Annotated in this window: 17 protein-coding genes; 10 read left to right on the top strand and 7 right to left on the bottom strand. The window is 72.3% G+C overall.

Going from position 1 to position 16914, the window contains the following annotated elements; genetic code table 11:
• Nucleotides 1-223: 223 nt before the first annotated feature.
• Together ACIBEJ_RS12955 and ACIBEJ_RS12950 are read right to left on the bottom strand one after the other, a co-directional pair.
• Nucleotides 224-961 (bottom strand): GntR family transcriptional regulator, encoded by a 738-nt coding sequence (locus tag ACIBEJ_RS12955; protein ID WP_397182855.1) that lies wholly within the window; start codon nucleotides 959-961, stop codon nucleotides 224-226.
• Nucleotides 962-1024: 63 nt separating this feature from the next.
• Nucleotides 1025-1999 (bottom strand): LLM class flavin-dependent oxidoreductase, encoded by a 975-nt coding sequence (locus tag ACIBEJ_RS12950; protein WP_397182854.1) that lies wholly within the window; start codon nucleotides 1997-1999, stop codon nucleotides 1025-1027.
• 285 nt (nucleotides 2000-2284) lie between these two features.
• Between ACIBEJ_RS12950 and ACIBEJ_RS12945 the strand changes: the two genes are divergently transcribed.
• Nucleotides 2285-2551 (top strand): hypothetical protein, encoded by a 267-nt coding sequence (locus tag ACIBEJ_RS12945; RefSeq protein WP_397182853.1) that lies wholly within the window; start codon nucleotides 2285-2287, stop codon nucleotides 2549-2551.
• A gap of 55 nt (nucleotides 2552-2606) precedes the next feature.
• On the opposite strand, the gene ACIBEJ_RS12940 is transcribed toward ACIBEJ_RS12945, so the two are convergent.
• Complete coding sequence (locus ACIBEJ_RS12940) at nucleotides 2607-3956, bottom strand: dihydroorotase family protein (protein WP_397182852.1); 1350 nt, start codon at nucleotides 3954-3956, stop codon at nucleotides 2607-2609.
• Complete coding sequence (locus tag ACIBEJ_RS12935) at nucleotides 3953-4885, bottom strand: alpha/beta hydrolase (RefSeq protein ID WP_397182851.1); 933 nt, start codon at nucleotides 4883-4885, stop codon at nucleotides 3953-3955. Before ACIBEJ_RS12935 ends, ACIBEJ_RS12940 begins: the two co-directional genes overlap by 4 nt.
• A 131-nt stretch (nucleotides 4886-5016) precedes the next feature.
• On the opposite strand from ACIBEJ_RS12935, the gene ACIBEJ_RS12930 reads away from it, so the two are divergent.
• From ACIBEJ_RS12930 to ACIBEJ_RS12890, 9 genes are read left to right on the top strand one after another with little or no spacing between them, the layout of a single operon-like run.
• A complete protein-coding gene (locus ACIBEJ_RS12930) occupies nucleotides 5017-5784 on the top strand; it encodes an ABC transporter ATP-binding protein (RefSeq protein ID WP_397182850.1) in 768 nt (255 codons plus the stop codon).
• Entirely contained in the window at nucleotides 5781-6605 is an 825-nt protein-coding gene (locus tag ACIBEJ_RS12925; protein WP_397182849.1) for an ABC transporter permease, read from the top strand. Before ACIBEJ_RS12930 ends, ACIBEJ_RS12925 begins: the two co-directional genes overlap by 4 nt.
• Nucleotides 6598-7362, top strand: a complete 765-nt coding sequence (locus ACIBEJ_RS12920) for an ABC transporter permease (protein WP_397182848.1) — start codon at nucleotides 6598-6600, stop codon at nucleotides 7360-7362. The genes ACIBEJ_RS12925 and ACIBEJ_RS12920 overlap by 8 nt, the downstream gene beginning before the upstream one ends.
• Entirely contained in the window at nucleotides 7359-8357 is a 999-nt protein-coding gene (locus ACIBEJ_RS12915) for an ABC transporter substrate-binding protein (protein ID WP_397182847.1), read from the top strand. Before ACIBEJ_RS12920 ends, ACIBEJ_RS12915 begins: the two co-directional genes overlap by 4 nt.
• Nucleotides 8354-9388, top strand: a complete 1035-nt coding sequence (locus ACIBEJ_RS12910; RefSeq protein WP_397182846.1) for an alcohol dehydrogenase catalytic domain-containing protein — start codon at nucleotides 8354-8356, stop codon at nucleotides 9386-9388. Before ACIBEJ_RS12915 ends, ACIBEJ_RS12910 begins: the two co-directional genes overlap by 4 nt.
• Complete coding sequence (locus ACIBEJ_RS12905; RefSeq protein ID WP_397182845.1) at nucleotides 9379-10461, top strand: CaiB/BaiF CoA transferase family protein; 1083 nt, start codon at nucleotides 9379-9381, stop codon at nucleotides 10459-10461. Before ACIBEJ_RS12910 ends, ACIBEJ_RS12905 begins: the two co-directional genes overlap by 10 nt.
• Nucleotides 10458-11285 (top strand): amidohydrolase family protein, encoded by an 828-nt coding sequence (locus tag ACIBEJ_RS12900; RefSeq protein ID WP_397182844.1) that lies wholly within the window; start codon nucleotides 10458-10460, stop codon nucleotides 11283-11285. Before ACIBEJ_RS12905 ends, ACIBEJ_RS12900 begins: the two co-directional genes overlap by 4 nt.
• The gene (locus tag ACIBEJ_RS12895) at nucleotides 11278-12099 is read left to right on the top strand and encodes an extradiol ring-cleavage dioxygenase (RefSeq protein WP_397182843.1); all 822 of its coding nucleotides are present in this window, start codon (nucleotides 11278-11280) and stop codon (nucleotides 12097-12099) included. Before ACIBEJ_RS12900 ends, ACIBEJ_RS12895 begins: the two co-directional genes overlap by 8 nt.
• A complete protein-coding gene (locus tag ACIBEJ_RS12890) occupies nucleotides 12096-12395 on the top strand; it encodes a hypothetical protein (protein ID WP_397182842.1) in 300 nt (99 codons plus the stop codon). The genes ACIBEJ_RS12895 and ACIBEJ_RS12890 overlap by 4 nt, the downstream gene beginning before the upstream one ends.
• Here ACIBEJ_RS12890 and ACIBEJ_RS12885 read toward each other — a convergent pair.
• The 3 genes from ACIBEJ_RS12885 to ACIBEJ_RS12875 form a co-directional block, all read right to left on the bottom strand.
• Nucleotides 12392-13327, bottom strand: coding sequence for a winged helix DNA-binding domain-containing protein (locus ACIBEJ_RS12885; protein WP_397182841.1), 936 nt, complete (start codon nucleotides 13325-13327; stop codon nucleotides 12392-12394). The two genes, ACIBEJ_RS12890 and ACIBEJ_RS12885, sit on opposite strands and share 4 nt — an antisense overlap.
• 129 nt (nucleotides 13328-13456) lie before the next feature.
• Nucleotides 13457-15838, bottom strand: coding sequence for a DUF3488 and transglutaminase-like domain-containing protein (locus ACIBEJ_RS12880; RefSeq protein WP_397182840.1), 2382 nt, complete (start codon nucleotides 15836-15838; stop codon nucleotides 13457-13459).
• Nucleotides 15835-16914, bottom strand: a complete 1080-nt coding sequence (locus tag ACIBEJ_RS12875) for a DUF58 domain-containing protein (RefSeq protein ID WP_397182839.1) — start codon at nucleotides 16912-16914, stop codon at nucleotides 15835-15837. The genes ACIBEJ_RS12880 and ACIBEJ_RS12875 overlap by 4 nt, the downstream gene beginning before the upstream one ends.

The raw sequence follows: 16914 nt of genomic DNA, 5'->3' as shown, positions 1-16914 counted from the left end.
CCCTGCCCTCAATGCCCTGGCGCGCGCCGGGGGTGGGAGGGACGGGCCTTGGCGCGCGCTCGGGGCGGGGGGGACGGGCCCTGGAGCGCGCCCGGAGTGGGAGGGTCGGGCCTTGGCGCGCCTGGGGGGGAGGGACAGGGCCTGGGGTGCGTCCCGGGGTGGGCCCGGGGGTCCGGGGGTCCGGGGGTGGGGGCGGGACCTGGGGTTCGGGTGAGGTGGGGCGTTAGGTGGGTGGGGGTGGTTTGGGTTGGCGGCGGCGGGGTTTGGTGGGGGGTGCGGTTTCGGCCTCCTCCGACAGCACCTCGATGATGCGCCGGGAGACGATCTCCAGGTGTTCGCGCAGGTGCGCCACGGCCGCCTCGATGTCGCCGCGCGCGGCCAAGGTGGCGAGGTGGCGGTGGCCGCCCTGGTCGTGGCCGACGCGCAGGCCGAGCAGGTAGCGGCCGACGGAGTTGCGCAGGTCCTCGATGATGCCGACGGCGACGGGGTTCTCGACCGCGTCGTACAGCTCGCGGTAGAAGGCGGCGCGCTCCTCCGCCAGTGAGCTGCTGACGTGCGGCTCGTCGAGGGCGGTGCCGAGCTCGCGCAGCCGGGCGGCCCTGGCGGAGGTCATCCTGGCGATGGACTTGCGCAGGGCGTGCGACTCCAGCAGGACGCGCAGCTCGTAGATCTCGCGGACCTGCTCGACCGTGAGGGTGCGCACCACCGCGCCACGGTGGGGGTGGAAGGAGACCAGCCCCTCCGACTCCAGTTGCATGAGCGCGGTGCGCACCGGGATGCGCGACACGCCGAGGCGCTCGGCGAGCTCCTCCTGGCGCAGGTGTTCGCCGGGCGCCAGCACGCCGGTGATGATGCACTCGCGGATGACGTCGTAGGCCATCTGTCCGACCGTTTTGTATCCAGCGGACATGCGGCCGACGACATCGTCGAACGAGGGCTTGGTCGCGGTCTCCACGCTCACGCCTCTCCCGGGGATCCGGTTATCGGATCCAATCCAAGCACAGGTGTCCCGCCATGCGGGACACTACCGGAGTCTGGGCAGCACCTCGGTCCCGAGCAGGTCGATCACCTCGAACCAGCGCGGGAACGAGAAGCGGAAGTCGAAGACGAGGTGCTCGACCCCCGCCGCCTCGAACTTCTTCACCTCGTCCACGACCTCGCCCGGGTCGCCGACGATGAGCTGGCCTTCGAGGTCCTCGACCGTCTCGAACCGGCCCGAGGGCGGCCTGACGGCGAACTTGGCCTTGTTCGCCCAGGCCAGCAACCCCGGGACGTTGACGTCACGCAGCGCCTCCTCCCGCGTCCCGGCGATGGAGGTGGGCGGGATGACGGCGACGGTGGGGAGGTTCCTGCCGTTCTCCTCGCAGATCTCCCGCATGCTCTCGACACGGCGGCGGATCGTGGCCAGGGAGATGCGGCCGGGCATCCAGCCGTCGGCCCACTCGGCGGCCAGGCGGGCGCTGCGGGGGGTGGCGCCGCAGTACCAGAAGGGGACGGGGCCGCCGACGGGCTTAGGTTCGATGCTGATGCCGCTGAAGGTGAAGTTGTCGTCGGAGTAGGAGACGTCGTTCTCCAGGGCGACCTTGCGCAGGATCTCGGCGTTGGAGCGGACCAGTGAGACGCGGTCCTTGTCGCCCCAGCCGATCGCGTCGAACTCGTGCTGGAACGTGCCCGCGCCGAACCCCAGGATGAGCCGGTCGCCGACCAGTTGGGTCATGGTGCCGAGCTGCAGCGCGGTGGTCAGCGGGTGGCGGAAGGGGATCAGCGAGCCGGTGCCGAGCTTGATCCGCTCGGTCACCGCCCCGATGGCGGTCAACGTGGTGAGCGCGTCGTAGAACTCCCGGTTGGGCGACTCCATCTCGCCGTGCGGCTCGAAGACCAGGTGGTCGCGCACCCACACGGAGTCGAACCCCAGCTCCTCGGCACGCTGGGAGCCGCGCAACAACCGGTCACGCGACGCGAACTCACCGAAATGGGGCAGCAAGAGGCCGAATTTCACGACAAATCTCCTTGAATCCATGAGGTACGGCTACCGCCCCGCCCTCACCGCCCAGAGCCCCTCACCCCCCGCTACCCAGAGCGCCCCGGCCCCGGCTACCCGGAGGCGCCAGGCCATGCGGGTTACCCGGAGGCGCCAGGCCCTTTAAACCCGGAGACCCGGAGGGCTGAAAGTGGCGTGGGAGGAAGGACGGAGGTGACGGGTGGGCGGGACAAGGCGGGTAGACCGCGGGTGCTGGGAACCGAGCGAAGGGAAAGGGTGATCCGGGCCGAGAGATAGGCACGGGTGAGGGTGGTGGAGGTGGTGAGGGTGGTGGAGGTGGTGAGGGTGGTGGAGGTGGTGGAGGTGGTGGAGGTGGTGGAGGTAGTGGAGGTAGTGGAGGTAGTGGAGGTGGTGGAGGTAGTGGAGGTAGTGGAGGTGGTGGAGGTAGTGGAGGTGGTGGAGGTAGTGGAGGTAGTGGAGGTGGTGGAGGTGGTGGAGGTGGTGGAGGTGGTGGAGGTGGTGGAGGTGGTGGAGGTGGTGGAGGTGGTGGAGGTGAGGGATGAGGGATGAGGGGTGAGGGTGGAGCTGAGGTGGGGGTAAGGGGTGAGGGTGGGGTGGTAGGGGGTCAGGCTTGGTGGCCGTGGCCGGGGTGGCCTACGACCTGGCCTTCGCCGTACACCTCGACGCCGCGGACGAACGTGCGGTCGATGCGGACCCCGCACGTCACCCCCGCATAAGGCGTCCACCCGACCTTGGACAGCACTCCCGCGTCGGTGATGGTCCACGGCGCGTCAGGGTCGGCGATCACGATGTCGGCGTCGCGTCCCGGCAGCAGGGCGCCCTTGGCGGGGAGGCCGAACTCGCGGGCGGGGGCCTCGGCGGCCATTTCGACCACTCGCTCCAGCGGGATCCGCCCGGACAGGGCGGCGTCGAGGAGGAGCGGGTAGAAGTACTGGATGCCGGGGGTCCCGGTGTGGGAGCTCCACATGCGTGTCCAGCCGATCTCCTTCTCCTCCCGCGTGTGCGGCGCGTGGTCGGAGGCGGCGATGTCGATGGTGCCGTCGCGCATGCCGTCCCAGATGGCCGCGCGGGCGTCGTCGGGCACCCAGTACGACAGCGCGTACGGCCCGAGCCGCTCCACGTGCTCCCACCGGGACAGGAACGGCATCCAGTGGTTGACCTCGCACGTCACGTCCACACCCCGGGCCTTGGCCCGGCGCACGGCGTCGACGGAGCGCCGGGTCTGCATGTGGGCCAGGTGGACGGGGCAGCCGCTGGCCTCGGCCAGGCGCAGGACGACGTCGATGGCGGTGTCCCAGATGACGCCCTCGCGTTCGGCATAGGCCTGGGCGTAGCCCTGCGGGGTGTTCTCGCCGCGGTCGAGGTAGCGGCCCTCGATGTAGTCCATGAGCGCCTGGTCGTGCGGGTGGACGATGAAGCGCTTGCCGGTGGCGGCGATGGTGTCCATCATGCGCAGCAGGTCGCCGTGGTCGTGCATGCCGGTTCCGGCGGGGTGCGGGTAGGTGCGGCCGGTGTCGACGACCATGTACACCTTGTAGGCGTGGATGCCCATCTCCGCCATCTTGGGGACCTGGTCGGTGAGGGTGGCGGCGGGGTTGTGGTTGTAGTCCACGATCGACGTGGCGGCATAGAGGGCCAGGACGTCGTGCAGGGCCTCGGCGGTGGTGGTGGGCGGGTCGAGGTTGGGCATGCCGAAGATCGTCGTCACGCCGCCGGCGGCGGCCTGGCGGGTGGTGGTGAGGATGTCCTCCTTGTGGGTGAAGCCGGGCTCGCGGGTGTGGACGTGCACGTCGACCATCCCCGGCAGGACGAGCTTGCCCGTGGCGTCGACGACCTGGTCCCCGGTCTCCACCTCGCGGGAGACCAGCCCGGCGATCTTGCCGCCGGACACGAGCACGTCGGCGTCGAGGCGGCCGGCCGGGGTGACGACCGTTCCTCCGGCGATCCTCATCATGCGGGGGCCTCGATCCGCGCGTCGCCCTCGGGCGTGGACACGACCAGGTGGGCGGGCCCGAGATGCCGGTCGAACCAGGCGACGACCCTCGGGGTCACCTCGGTCCAGTAGCGGTCGTAGGCGGCGTAGTGGGTGGTGTGCCGCTGCATGATCAGCTCGCGGGGTCCGCGGGCGGCGGCGTAGACCTTCTCGGCGTGGTCGGTGGGCGTGGTGGCGTCGTTCTCGATGCCGATGACCAGCAGCGGGGTGTGCAGTTCGGCGGCGGCGGGCCGGTAGGCGAGGATCTCCTCGACCGCGGGGGCGAACGCCACCTGGGTCGGGATGCGCTCGTCCACGTCGGCCTTGACGGTCGTGGCCCGCCGTTCCTTGGTGGGGACCATGATCTCCTCACGGGGGTGGACGAGGCGGCCCTTGCCGGTGCGTACGCGGTCGAGGCGGTCGGCCTCGACGTCGGCCAGGAACTCCAGCCACTCGTACTCGCTGCGCATCCGGTGCAGCCAGTCGGCTCCGTCGGCGACGGGCAACTGGCTGACCGCGGCCCGCACCCTGCGGTCGGCGGCGGCGAGCAGCACGGCGTTGCCGCCGCCGGTGCCGCCGCTGCCGAAGACGCCGATGCCGTCGGGCACCACGTCGTCGCGGCCGGTCAGGTAGGTGACGGCGGAGCGCAGGTCCTGCAACTGCCGCACGGGCGACAGGATCGACCGGTCGCCCTCGGAGCCGCCGAAGCCCCGGTAGTCGAAGACCAGCACGGCGAAGCCCGCCGCGGTCAGTGCCTCGTGGTAACGGACGTAGAGTTTCGCGTCCTTGAGCCCCAGCCAGCCGGGGCCCTGGACGATGGCGCGGTACGGCCCGGCCCCCTCGTCGGGGGTGCGCCACAGGGCGCTGATCCGGTCGCCTTCGCTGTACCAGCTCACTTCTTCTGTGCGCATGCCCACAGCGTGGATTTCGTATCCAATCTTGTCAACACCTTCTCGAAAATGCCGAAGAGAGGGGGGTTGACCGTGTTTTCACGCCATGAATAATGTAGCCATCTCGTTCCCCTTGGAGTACGGAGCCGTTTATGGCGACCGATCCGATCATCCAGATCCGCGACCTGTCCGTCCGGTACCACGTCGCCAGGACGGGCCACCGCCTCATCGCCGTGCAGGACGTCGACCTCGACGTCATGGAAGGCGAGTTCCTGACCGTCCTCGGGCCCAGCGGCTGCGGCAAGACCACGGTCCTCAACTGCGTGGCGGGCCTGCTCACTCCCACTACCGGCACGATCCTGGCCGGCGGCCGCCCGGTCACCGCGCCGGGTCCCGACCGGGCCGTGGTCTTCCAGGACTACGCCCTGCTGCCCTGGCGCACCGTCGCCGACAACGTCCGATTCGGGCTGGAGATGCAGCCCCGTCTGAAGGAGGGCGCCGCCGACAGGATCGCCGAGGCCATCCGCCTCGTGGGCCTGTCCGGATTCGAGAACTCCTACCCCCGTGAACTGTCCGGCGGCATGCAGCAGCGGGCCGGGCTGGCCAGGTCGCTGGTGGCCGACCCGCGCATCCTGCTCATGGACGAACCGCTCGGCGCCGTGGACGCGCTCACCCGCGAGGTCATGCGGGCCGAGCTGAAGCGCATCATCGACGCCACCGGCAAGACCGTCGTCTTCATCACCCACAGCATCGACGAGGCGGTCCAGCTCGGGGACCGGATCGCGGTGTTCAGCTCGCACCCGGGGACCATCAAGGAGATCGTCTCCGTGACCTCCGGCAACCGCGATGGCCTGCGCGATCACCTGTGGAAGTCGCTGGAGTCCGACGCCGTGGCCGCGGCTCGCGGGGCGGCGGAATGACCGCGCGCACCGCCCCCACCAAACCCATGCAAACCCCCAAATCCCGTACGGCCCGCCGCCCCTGGAAATACCGGACCCCGCTCATCGCCCTGGCCGACCTGGTGGTCTTCGTGGCCCTCTGGCACGTGGCCGTGGTCGAGCTCGAACTGGTCAACCGCGTCTTCTTCCCCTCCCCCGGCGACGTGGCGGGCGCGCTGGCATCGCTCACCGCCAGCGGCGAGCTGGCCGGTCACCTGGCCACCAGCGCCAGGAGCTGGGTGATCGGATACACGCTCGGCGCTGCGGCCGGAGTGGTCACCGGGCTCGTGGCCGGCAGCCTGCCATGGGCCAACCGGCTGCTCATGCCGTTGCTGTGGTCGCTCTGGGCGACGCCGCTCATCGCGCTGCAGCCCACGCTCACCGCCTGGCTCGACTACGGCGACGGCCCGATCGTCGTCCTGGTCTTCCTCAGCACGATGATCCCGGTGGCGCTCAACACCGCGACCGGGGCGGCGCAGACCAGCCCGTCGCTGATCAGGGCGGCCCGGGTGTTCGGGGCGAGCCGGGCGGCGGTCTACCTGAAGATCCGGCTGCCGTGGGCGGTGCCGTACGTGATCGGGGGGCTGCGGCTGGCGGTGCCCACGTCGATGATCGGCCTGCTGGTCGGCGAGATGGTGGGCTCACCCAGTGGGGTCGGCTCGATCATCGTCAACGCCACGGCGCGGTTCAGGACCGGGGAGGCGTTCGCCGCCATCACCGTCTACGTCGTGCTGTCGGTGATCCTGGTACGGCTGCTCGACCTGGCCGAACGCCGGGCCGGCGGGTGGAGGAACCATGCGTGACCTCAAGAGGTGGGCGGTCGTCGCCGAGGTGGTGGCGCTGTTCGCCCTGTGGGAGCTGGCGATCAGCGGACTCAAGCTGGCCAGCCCGTCGTTCGTGCCGCCGCCCAGCGCGATCTGGACGGCGTTCACCGGGATGCTGGCCGACGGCACGCTGCCCGAGCACGCCTGGTTCAGCACGCAGAACGCGGTGGCCGGGTTCCTGCTCGCGGTGGTGGTCGGCGTGCCGTGCGGGCTGGCGCTCGGGTCGTCGCGGCTGATCAGCGACGTGGCCGGGCCGCCGTTCTGGACCGCCTACGCGATGCCGAGGATCGCCTTCCAGCCGCTGCTCGTGCTGTGGCTCGGGTTCGGCTCCGCGCCCAAGATCCTCATCATCTTTCTCATGGCGGTCTTCCCGATCGCGATCAACACCATGGACGGCATCAGGGGTGTGGACCCCTCGCTGGTGCGGGCGGCCCGGGTGTACGGCGCCGGCCGTACCCAGGTCTTCCTCAAGGTGCAGCTCTGGGCGGCGCTCCCGCTGATCCTCACCGGGATCCGCATGGGCGTGGCCAGGGCCATGGTCGGCATCGTGGTCGGCGAGTTCATCGGGGGCAGCCAGGGGCTCGGTTACCTGATCTTCCGCAGGTCAGCCGACTTCGACCTGGCATCCGCGCTGGCGCTCACGCTTCTGCTGGTCGTCATCGCCAACGTGTTGATGGCGCTGGTGAGCCTCGCTCGCCGGATCGCCGCTCCCTGGTACGCCGAAGGAGTGTCATGAAACGCCTGATCGTGCCGCTGGCCGTACTCCTGATCGCGGGGTGTGGCGGCAACGCGCCGCAGACGCCCGCGCCCGCCGCGACCGGTCCCATCGGGGCGCCGGAGAAGACCACCGTGAAGATCGGCATGCGGCTGCCGAACCTGGACACCAACGCCCCCGTCGAGATCGCCATCGACAAGGGCTTCTACAAGGAAGAGGGGCTGACCGTCGAGCGCGTGGAGGTGCAGTCGATCAGGGAGGGCCTGGTCGGCGGGAGCCTCGACTTCGGCGCGGAGGCCTCGCCCGACGTGGTCGCGGCGGCGACGGCGGGCACCGGCCTGCGGATCGTGGCCGGTTATCGCAACCGGGAGCCGTTCGTCGTGGTGGTGCAGCCGGAGATCGCCCAGCCGAAGGACCTGGCGGGCAAGCCGGTGCTGCTGGGCGCCAACCCCGGCACGATCGAGTACGACGTGCGGATGCAACTGCTCAAGGATGCGGGCTTCGACCTGACCGGCGTGGCGGTGAAGCCGGTGAACCTGCCCGGCGGGTCGAACGCCTGGGTGGAGCAGTTCAAGCAGGGCAAGCTGGCGATGACCGTGATCTTCCCCCGGCACAAGAAGCTGGTGCGGGGACGCACGGTGCTCGACGTGATGAAGGAGTGGCCCAACGACAGCCTGACCGCGCTCAAGGACTTCGTGGACCGCAACCCGAACACCACGGCCAGGTTCATCCGGGCGACGATCAAGGGCATCAAGGTCTTCAAGGACCCGGCGCAGCAGGCGTACGTGCAGAAGCTGATGCGCGCCAAGGGCTTCACGGTGACGCCGCTGGAGGAGGAGCCCGACGTGTACGCCAACGGCCCGCTGCTCTACGACGACGACATGGGCCTGAACCCCAAGGGCTTCGAGGAACTGCTCGCGGTGCTGAAGCTGCCGCCGGCGGACTTCGCCTCGTTCACCTACCTGAGCCAGCTCACCCGCGCGCAGGACGCGCTCGGCGTGGCCAAGCGCCCATGAGGGCGGCGCGCTGGGACGGCTCGCACCTGCGCGTCGCCGACGTGCCGGTGCCCGAGCCGGGGCCGGGCGAGGTGCTGATCGAGGTGCGCGCGGTCGGGGTCAACCAGCTCGAACGCCAGGTCATGGCGGGCGCGCCGCTCGGGCCAGGCGTGCTGCTCCCCCGCACGGTCGGGCTCGACCCGGCGGGCGTCGTCGTGGCCTGCGGGCCCGGCGTGCCCGACCGGGTGGGGGCGCGCGTCGCGGTCAAGCCGAACGTCCCGTGCGGCGAGTGCGCCGCCTGTACGGCCGGCCGCGAGGCCGACTGCCCCGCCCAGACGGTCGTCGGCATCCACCGGGACGGCGGCGCCGCCGAGTACGTGGCGGTCCCCTCCCGGGTCGCCTTCGACGTGGGCGCGCTGCCGTTCACCCGGGCCGCGGCGGCGGTGCACAGCGTGCCCATCGCCCTGCACATGATCCGCCGCTCCGGCCGGGGCCTGCCGCAGAAGGTGCTGGTGACCGGGGCCGCGGGGGCGCTCGGCTGCGCGGCGGTGCAGGTGGCCGCCGCGCTGGGCGCCGAGGTGACCGCCGGCGCCCTGGAGGGCGAGCCGGTCGGCGAGCTGCCGGGCCTCGGCGCGAGCGAGGTGATCACCTACCCGCGCGAGGGCGCCGGCGAGGCCCTGGAGAAGGCGCTCGACGGCCGCCCGCCCGGCCTCGTGCTGGACGCGACGGGCAGCGGCGAGCTGATCTCGGCGGCGTTGCGCGGCGTGGCGTGGGCGGGCTCGGTGGTGGTGGCCGCGGCGCTGCCCGGCTCGGCCGTCGAGATCGACACCCGCGCCTTCTACACCCGCCGCGTCACCCTGTACGGCTGCGCCGCCGCGGACTACGCCGACGTCCGCGACGGCCTCGACCTGGTGGCCCGCGGCCTGGTCAGACCCCCGGTGGCGGCGGAGCTGCCGCTGGCGGAGATCGGCGCGGCCTTCGAGATGGCGGGCAGGCGCGACCATCTCGGCAAGGTGATGCTCGTGACGAAGGAGGACGGGACATGCCCCTGAGCGGGCTGCGCGTGGTCGAGATCGGCCAGTACATCTCCGCCCCCTACGCGGGGAAGCTGCTGGCCGACCTCGGTGCCGAGGTGACGAAGGTGGAGCCGCCGGGCGGCGATCCGATGCGACGCTGGCAGGGGGGCGGCGGCCGGCCGTACAGCCCGCAGTTCGCCGCCTACAACCGGGGCAAGCGGTCGGTGACGCTCGACCTCAAGGACCCGGACGGGCTCGCGGCGCTGCTGGAGCTGGTGTCGGGGGCGGACGTGCTGATCGAGAACTTCCGTCCCGGCGTGGCCGACCGGCTGGGCTTCGGCTGGCCGGTCATGAAGGTGCGCGAGCCTCGGCTGGTGTACTGCTCGATCACCGGGTTCGGGCCGAGCGGGCCGTACGCGAGACGACCGGCCTACGACACGATCATCTCGGCGATCGGCGGCATGTACGGGCACCTGGTGCCGCTGGACGATCCGCGCCCCGCCGGGCCGGCGTTCTCCGATCTACTGTCGGGCATGTCGGCGGTGCAGGGCATCCTGGCGGCGCTGCACGCCCGCTCGGTCTCCGGCGCGGGCCGCCGCGTGGAGGTCTCCATGCTCGGGGCGCTGACCGACTTCCTGACCGAGCCGATCGCCACCTATCTGGAGACGGGCACGGTCGCCGGGCCCTCGACCAGGGCGGCGCGGGCGCAGGCCTACGGGTGCGTGAGCGCCGAGGGGCTGCCGTTCGTGATCCATCTGTCGGTGCCGGAGAAGTTCTGGCTCGGGCTGCTCGGCGTGCTGGAGCGTCCCGATCTGGCCGACGACCCCCGCTTCGCCACCCGTGAGCTGCGCTTCCGCCACTACGCGGAGCTGGAGGAGACGTTGCGGGCCGAGACCGCCAAGCGGCCGCGCGATGAGTGGTTCGAACGCCTGACCGCCGCCGACATTCCGCACGGGCCGCTGAACACCGTCGCCGACCTGGTCCAGGACCCGCAGGCGCTGCACCTCGGACTGATCGACGACGAGACCACCCGGCCCGGCACCCGCTTCTCCACGCACGAGGGACGGCTGCCGCGTCCCGCCACGAGACCCGCACCGGAGCTGCAGTGAAAGCCATCGACGTGCACACCCACCCGCAGACCGAGGAGTTCCTGGCCGCGATGGGACGGCGCCGCGGTCAGATGGGCGCCCACTTCGGCAAGGAGCGCACCCCGATCTCGTTCGCCGCCCAGGCCGACCTCTACCGCGAGCGCGACATGATGGCCGTGATCGTCAACTCGGCCGGGCTGCCCGAGCTCAACGACGCGCTCGGCCGGGCGCAGACCGAACATCCCGACACCTTCATCGCGTTCTGCGGCATCGACCCCCACGCGCCGGACGCGGCGCGGGAGATCCGGCGCTGCCACGCCGAGTACGGCATCAAGGGGGTCGGCGAGCTCAACCCGGGCCGCCAGCGCTTCTTCCCCAACGACGAGCGCTTCTACCCGATCTGGGAGGTCTGCGCCGAGCTGGGGCTGCCGGTGATGTTCCACGGCGGCTTCCTCGGCGCCGGCGCGGGCACCCGCGGCGGCATGGGCTACAAGCTGGAGTACACCCGGCCCATCCCCTACCTCGACGACGTGGCCGCCGACTTCCCCGAGCTGACGGTGATCGCCGCGCACCCCGGCTGGCCGTGGCACCTGGACAACCTGGCCGCCTGCTGGCACAAGGCCAACTACTACCTCGACCTGTCCGGCTGGGCGCCGCGCTACTGGCCGGCCGAGGTGGTCCACTACGCCGACAGCGTCATCACCAAGCGAGTGCTGTTCGGCACCGACTGGCCGGTGCTGGAACCCGAGCGGTGGGCGGCGGAGTTCGAGTCGCTCGACTTCAAGCCCGCCTCGCGGCAGCGGATCATGCTGGACAACGCGAGGGAGCTGTTCGGCCTTGGCTGAGATCGTCGGCGTCTACGGCACCACGCACAACCCGCTGCTGTGGCGGGCGCGCGGCGACGACCTGGCCGCGACCCGCGCGGGGTTCGATCGGCTGCGGGTACGGCTGGCCGCCGCCAAGCCCGACGCCGTGGTCGTGGTGGCGACCGACCACCTGACGCAGTGGTTCTACGACACGATGCCCGCCTTCCTCGTGGGCAAGGCGCCGCGGGTGCCGGCGACGTTCTGGAACGAGGAGAGGGAGTTCGGCCTGCCGTACCGGGAGCTGCTGGGGGACGCGGAGCTGGGGCGGGAGCTGCTGGGCGGCGGGATCGAGCGCGGCGTGGACTTCGCCGCCTCCGACGCCTTCCGCGCCGACCACAGCGTGCTGCTGCCGCTGCTGTACCTGACGCCGGAGCTGGAGGTGCCGGTGGTGCCGGTGTTCACCAACTGCATGGCGCCGCCGCTGCCGCCCGCGGCCCGGTTCTTCCGGGTGGGCGAGGTGCTGCGGGCGGCCCTTGAGGACTCGCCGCTGGACCGGCGGGTGGCGGTGATCGCCAGCGGGCACCTGGCGACGGAGGTGGGCGGACCCCGGCACTTCGCGGGCTCGCCGTCGCCGGAGTTCGACGAGAAGGCGGTGGAGTGGGTGGCGACCGGGGACGTGGACGGGGCGCTGGGCGAGCTGACCTATTCGCGGCTGACCGAGGCGGGGAACGTCTCGCACCAGTTCCTGAACTTCCTGGTCGCGATGGGGGTGGCGGGTGGAAAGCCGGCGCTGTCGGCGGAGGGGGCCGTCTCCCGGTTCGCCACGTCGCCGTTCTTCGAGTGGGCGCCATGAGCCGGTACGGGATCAACGCGTTCATGCGGGAGATCAACCTGTCGCCCGCCCTGCTGGAGGCGTATGTCGGTGATCCGGCGGGCTGTGCGCGGGAGTGGGCGGGCCCGCTGACCGACGAGGAACGGGGCGCGCTGGCTCGCCGGGATTATGGGGCGCTTTATGGGATGGGGGCGCATCCCTATTTGTTGTGGAGTTTCACGGAGGCGGTGTGGGTTCCGGAAATTTCGCGATCTGAGTTGGTTGAGAGGTTTCGGCGGGCGGCGGCCGTACACGGATATCCCGATATTTCCACCTAAGCCAGGAACTGACGGATCTCCGCGATCTCGTCGTCCAGCGGCGGCAGCTCGTCGAACGGCTCGACCGTGACCGCGCTTCCCTTGCGCGACCAGGTCCCGCGCACCCGGCCGTCCACCAGCACCGACGGGCGCAGGATGCCGCCGCCGGGGAAGACCGCGCGGGCGTGCTCGGGCGCCAGGACGGGATCGCGGGACTTCCAACCCATCAGGAACTCGTCGAACGCGGGCAGCAGCCTGACCACCCCGACCGGCTCCTGCGGCACGGGTTCTGTGGTCGCCTTCCAGCCCTCGCGGGCCGCCCCCAGCGGCACGCCCGACCACGCGGCCAGGTCCTCCGGCCCGGCGGGGACGTGCGAGCGGCGGTAGCGGACGGCCAGCTCGGCCAGCGCCCTGTCCCTGTCGGCCTCGAACACGATCGGCCCGCCCAGCCAGTCGGCGGCGTGCACGTAGGTGGGCTTCCCGCCGCGCAGAGGCCCCAGCACCGCGAGCCCGTGGGAGGCCGCGAGCCCGACCAGGTGGACGATCCCCTGCCCGCTCGCCCGCCCGCCCAGGCGTTCTTCGAGCTCGGCCTTGGTCAGCGGCCCCTGGCCGTACAGCGCGCCCTCGATCAGCGGGAGCAGGTCGTCGCCCCGCACGCCCTCCTGCGACAGCCGCAGCAGCGAGCCGGTCCTGCGGCTGGTCAGCGCGAGCAGCCAGGGCAGGTCGTCGTGGTGGATGTAGTGGAGCGTCCCCCTGGGTCCCCAGGCGCGCACGATCTCGCGCCGCTCCACGGCCGCGTCGATCCCGGCGCGGGTGACGGTGGCGGAGCGGGCGCGCAGGGCGAGCTGGGCGGCGCCGACATCCTGCGCCTGTACGGCCAGCAGATGCCGCACCACCTCCCCAGCCTCCCGCCCGGCCGGCCGGTGAATCAACTGCGCCTCGACACTTCGCACCCCGAAATCCTCCCAGACCCGCACCCGGCTTCCTCCCAGACCGCGCACCCGGATCCGCTTCGCACGCGAGACGCCAAGCCCGCGCACCCAGGCGGGCGGCCCCCAGCCCGAACGATCGGGCAGAGGGGGTCAGCGGAAGAGGAGGCGGCGCAGGAGGCGGTGTTTGAGCGGAGTGCTGCGGCGTACCTCGGCGCGGACCGCGTCGCTGCGGCGCCAAGCCTCGTCGGCGGCCTGCTCCGCGACGTCGTCCGGCGCGTAGCGGACATAGTTGGAAATGTCGGCGAGCGGCCGCAGATGGTGGGAGATGGCGGCAGGATGACGGGAGACCACCTCCTCGGCGGTCAGCGCCTGGTCGTCCTTGAGCCCGAGGTCGTCACACGACTGGACCCAGGCGCCGAGCACCCGTCCCTCCGCCCCGGCCGCCGCCATCCGGCGCCGCCGCCGCCACCAGGGCAGCGCCATCGCCACCACCGCGTACACGGCCAGCACCCCCGCCAAGGCCGCCGGGACGATCACCCACAGCGGCGCCCCCTCGCCGCCCTTGCGCGACCCGCCGGCGGTCGCCTTGGCCGACGGCTTCGGCTTGTCCACCCCGCCCTGGGTGAACTCGCCCTCCAGCCGCTCGCTCTCCTCGATCGCCGACGACACGACATCGTGGTCGTCCTTGGAGCCGCTCTTGCCGGGCGTCGGGTAGAACGGCAGCCACCCCAGCCCCTCGAACTTGATCTCCGCCCACGCCACGACATCTCCGGACATGACGCGGTGCACGCCGTTCGAGCGCTGTCCCGGCCGGAAGCCCACGACGACCCGCGTGGGCAGCCCCAGCGTCCGCGCCATCAGCGCGAACGTCGAGGCGAACTGCTCCGACGTGCCCCGGTGCGTGGTCTCCAGGAAGAACTCCAGCCCCTTCAGCGAGTGGCCGGGCGGCGCCGTCGGATCGTTGCTGGCACTGGTCCGCAGGTACTTCTGCAGCCGGTACGCCTGCTTGATCGGCGCGTCCGCCCCCTTGGTCGCCTGCTGGGCCAGCTTGCGGAACTCCGCCTCCTGCGGCCCGTCGGGAAAGGCCGTCAGCGCGGGATCGTGCACCGGCACCGCCCCGACCAGGTGCTCCTTCGACGGCTTGGGCACCCGCGAGGTCACCTGGTAGGCGAACCCCTTGGCGGGCTTGGCCGAGGCCAGCAACGCGCCGCTGCTCGGGTCCACACCGAGGCCGGGCACGCCGGTGACCTCCGCGGGCCGTTCCGCCGCGGGCAGCCAGCCGCCGGGCAGGCCGTCGATCGTGACGCTCTGCCGTACCGTGTCGACCGGGCCCGTCCACTCTCCGGCGGGCACCCGCCCGCCGGTCGGCTGGAAGCGCGCGCCCGACGTCCAGCGCACGCCGTCGTAACGATCGAGTACGGCCAGCCGCCAGTTGGCCGGTCTGTCGGCCTTCACGGTGAACAGCGGGCGGTCGGGAAACTGCAGCCAGGCCGAGACGCGGTCGAGCGGGCTGACGCTGTCGACGCGCACCGGGGGCGGCAGTTCGGCGTCCTGCCGAGGGTTGTACGGCTCCGCCGCGACCGGCAGCAGCCGCCCCACGACCAGCGCCGCGCCGGCCAGCAGTGCCGCCGCGGGCAGCCCCGCCAGCAGCCAGAGCGCCGGACGGTCGTCGCGCACCATCGCCAGCGCGGCCGTGAGCACGACCAGCGCGGCGGCCACGGGCAGGTTCGAGCCCTCGCCGTCCACGCCGAGCAGCAGGGCCAGCCCGAACGCCGCCATCGCGGGCAGCGCGGCGGCGACCCGGGTGGCGCTCCGCACGACCGTCTCCGCGCCGGCCAGCGCGGCCAGCCAGACGGCGGCGTGGACCAGGACGAGCAGGCGCGGTTCCGGCTGGGCGGGCAGGAGGGTGGTGAGCAGGGCCTGCCAGGAGTTGGCCAGGTCCCTGACCATGCCGGGGGCCACGCCCTTGTAGAGCGGGATCGTGGCGGCGAACCACAGGACCACGTTGACGGCAAGCGCCAGCCAGAGCGGGCGGTTTCTGGTGAGCATCGCCACCAGCGGCGGGACCAGCGCGGCCGGCGCCAGGGTCAGGAGCAGCTCTGGGGCGGGGAAGACCCGGTGGAACCCCCAGCCCGCCACCCCGGCCAGGGCCGCGACCAGCAGCAGCGCGACGACCGGCCGCCACCCGAGCGGCCTGCCCGCACGCTCGTCCGCCTGTGCCTCCCCGTCCTGACGCGCCCGGCCCGAGCCCGCCGACGCCGCGCCCCGCCGACGCGCCCGCCGCCCACCCGCTGCCCCGGGCTCCCCGGCCGGCGAGCCCGCTGAGGAGCTGGACGAGCCGAAGTCCTGGCCTGGACCGGACGGCCCCAGGTACTGGCCAGAGCCAGGCGAACCCGAGGGGTGGCCAGAGCCGGGCGGGCCCGAGGGGTGGCCGGAGCCGGGCGGGCCCGGGGACTGGCCATGGCCTGGTGAGCCGGGGTGAGGGTCTGGGACGAGGGGCTGGGGGTGGGGGGCCGGGGTGGCGTGGGTCATCGGGCGCTCCAGGCCGCCGGAAGGGTGTCGAGCTCGGACATCGGGACCAGCGTGACGCCGGGCGTGGCGGGACGGCCGTGGCCCAGGTACACGCAGATCACCCGGTCGAACCGGCGCCGCACCCCCGCGCACCGCCCCACCTCGGCCGGGTCTGCGGTGACGACCACCAGCGAGCCGCCGCCCCGCGCCAGCCGTACCGCCTCGGTCACGCTCGACGTGCCGGAGGCCACCACCGCGAGCCGGTCCAGCAGCATCTCGGCGTCGGACTTGGTCTCGGCCAGCGGGCCGTCGCCGGTCAGCACCCGTACGGGGAAGCCCGCGCGGGCGGCGGCCACGGCGGCCGAGGCGGTGGCGTCGACGGCCGGCTCGGTCAGCTCGCGGGTGTCCAGGACCACGGTCGTGGTGGGCAGGCTGGCGTCGATGAGCTGGCGGACCATGAGCGTCCCCGTGCGGGCGCTCGACTTCCAGTGGACGTGGCGCAGGTCGTCGCCGACCACGTACTCGCGCAGGGTGTGGAAGGTGGCGGTGCCGCTCGGGGCGTTGTCGCTGGTCGGGCCCTCCAGGTGGTGGGCGCGGCCGGACGGGGGCACCGGCAGCGCCACGGTGCGCGGGCGGACCAGGAGGGTGGCGGCCCCGCCGTACTCGCGGACTCTGCGGGTGAGCCCGAGCGGGTCGGCGCGCACGAGCCGCAACGGACCGACGGGGATCTCGCCGCGCACGGAGGTCGGCAGCGCGTAGGAGACCATGCGCGCGCCCTGGCGGGGCAGGCGCGGCAGGTCGACGGTGTGCTCGGCGGCGCCGATGCGGTCGTGCGCGCGCAGGCCGGACAGCGCCCAGCGGCCGAGGTTGCGCACGTTGAGCACGGCCACGGCGGCCTCGCCGCGCGGCACCTTCAGCGGCGTCACCTCGCGGCTGACCTCCAGCCGCGGCTTGGGCGCGGTCCAGGCGAGCGCGGCGCCGAGCGCGAGCAGCCCGCCGGTGGCCAGTACGACCGGTTCCGTGTAGCCGAGCAGGAATCCGGCCGCGTACAGCACCAGGGACCCGCCCAGCGTCCCCCACCCGAGCGGCGTCAGCAT

The sequence above is a fragment of the Nonomuraea sp. NPDC050790 genome (genome assembly GCF_044456745.1).
In the GTDB taxonomy this organism is placed as follows: Bacteria; Actinomycetota; Actinomycetes; order Streptosporangiales; family Streptosporangiaceae; genus Nonomuraea.
Note: the sequence above shows the minus strand (reverse complement) of the source record. Positions and strands in the feature narration are given on the sequence as shown.

What these genes read in the sequence shown, in the direction of transcription:
- ACIBEJ_RS12940 (WP_397182852.1), bottom strand. Translation starts at nt 3,956, where the DNA reads ATGATGAGGATCGCCGGAGGAACGGTCGTCACCCCGGCCGGCCGCCTC.
- ACIBEJ_RS12935 (WP_397182851.1), bottom strand. Translation starts at nt 4,885, where the DNA reads ATGCGCACAGAAGAAGTGAGCTGGTACAGCGAAGGCGACCGGATCAGC.
- ACIBEJ_RS12930 (WP_397182850.1), top strand. Translation starts at nt 5,017, where the DNA reads ATGGCGACCGATCCGATCATCCAGATCCGCGACCTGTCCGTCCGGTAC.
- ACIBEJ_RS12925 (WP_397182849.1), top strand. Translation starts at nt 5,781, where the DNA reads ATGACCGCGCGCACCGCCCCCACCAAACCCATGCAAACCCCCAAATCC.
- ACIBEJ_RS12920 (WP_397182848.1), top strand. Translation starts at nt 6,598, where the DNA reads ATGCGTGACCTCAAGAGGTGGGCGGTCGTCGCCGAGGTGGTGGCGCTG.
- ACIBEJ_RS12915 (WP_397182847.1), top strand. Translation starts at nt 7,359, where the DNA reads ATGAAACGCCTGATCGTGCCGCTGGCCGTACTCCTGATCGCGGGGTGT.
- ACIBEJ_RS12910 (WP_397182846.1), top strand. Translation starts at nt 8,354, where the DNA reads ATGAGGGCGGCGCGCTGGGACGGCTCGCACCTGCGCGTCGCCGACGTG.
- ACIBEJ_RS12905 (WP_397182845.1), top strand. Translation starts at nt 9,379, where the DNA reads ATGCCCCTGAGCGGGCTGCGCGTGGTCGAGATCGGCCAGTACATCTCC.
- ACIBEJ_RS12890 (WP_397182842.1), top strand. Translation starts at nt 12,096, where the DNA reads ATGAGCCGGTACGGGATCAACGCGTTCATGCGGGAGATCAACCTGTCG.
- ACIBEJ_RS12880 (WP_397182840.1), bottom strand. Translation starts at nt 15,838, where the DNA reads ATGACCCACGCCACCCCGGCCCCCCACCCCCAGCCCCTCGTCCCAGAC.
- ACIBEJ_RS12875 (WP_397182839.1), bottom strand. Translation starts at nt 16,914, where the DNA reads ATGCTGACGCCGCTCGGGTGGGGGACGCTGGGCGGGTCCCTGGTGCTG.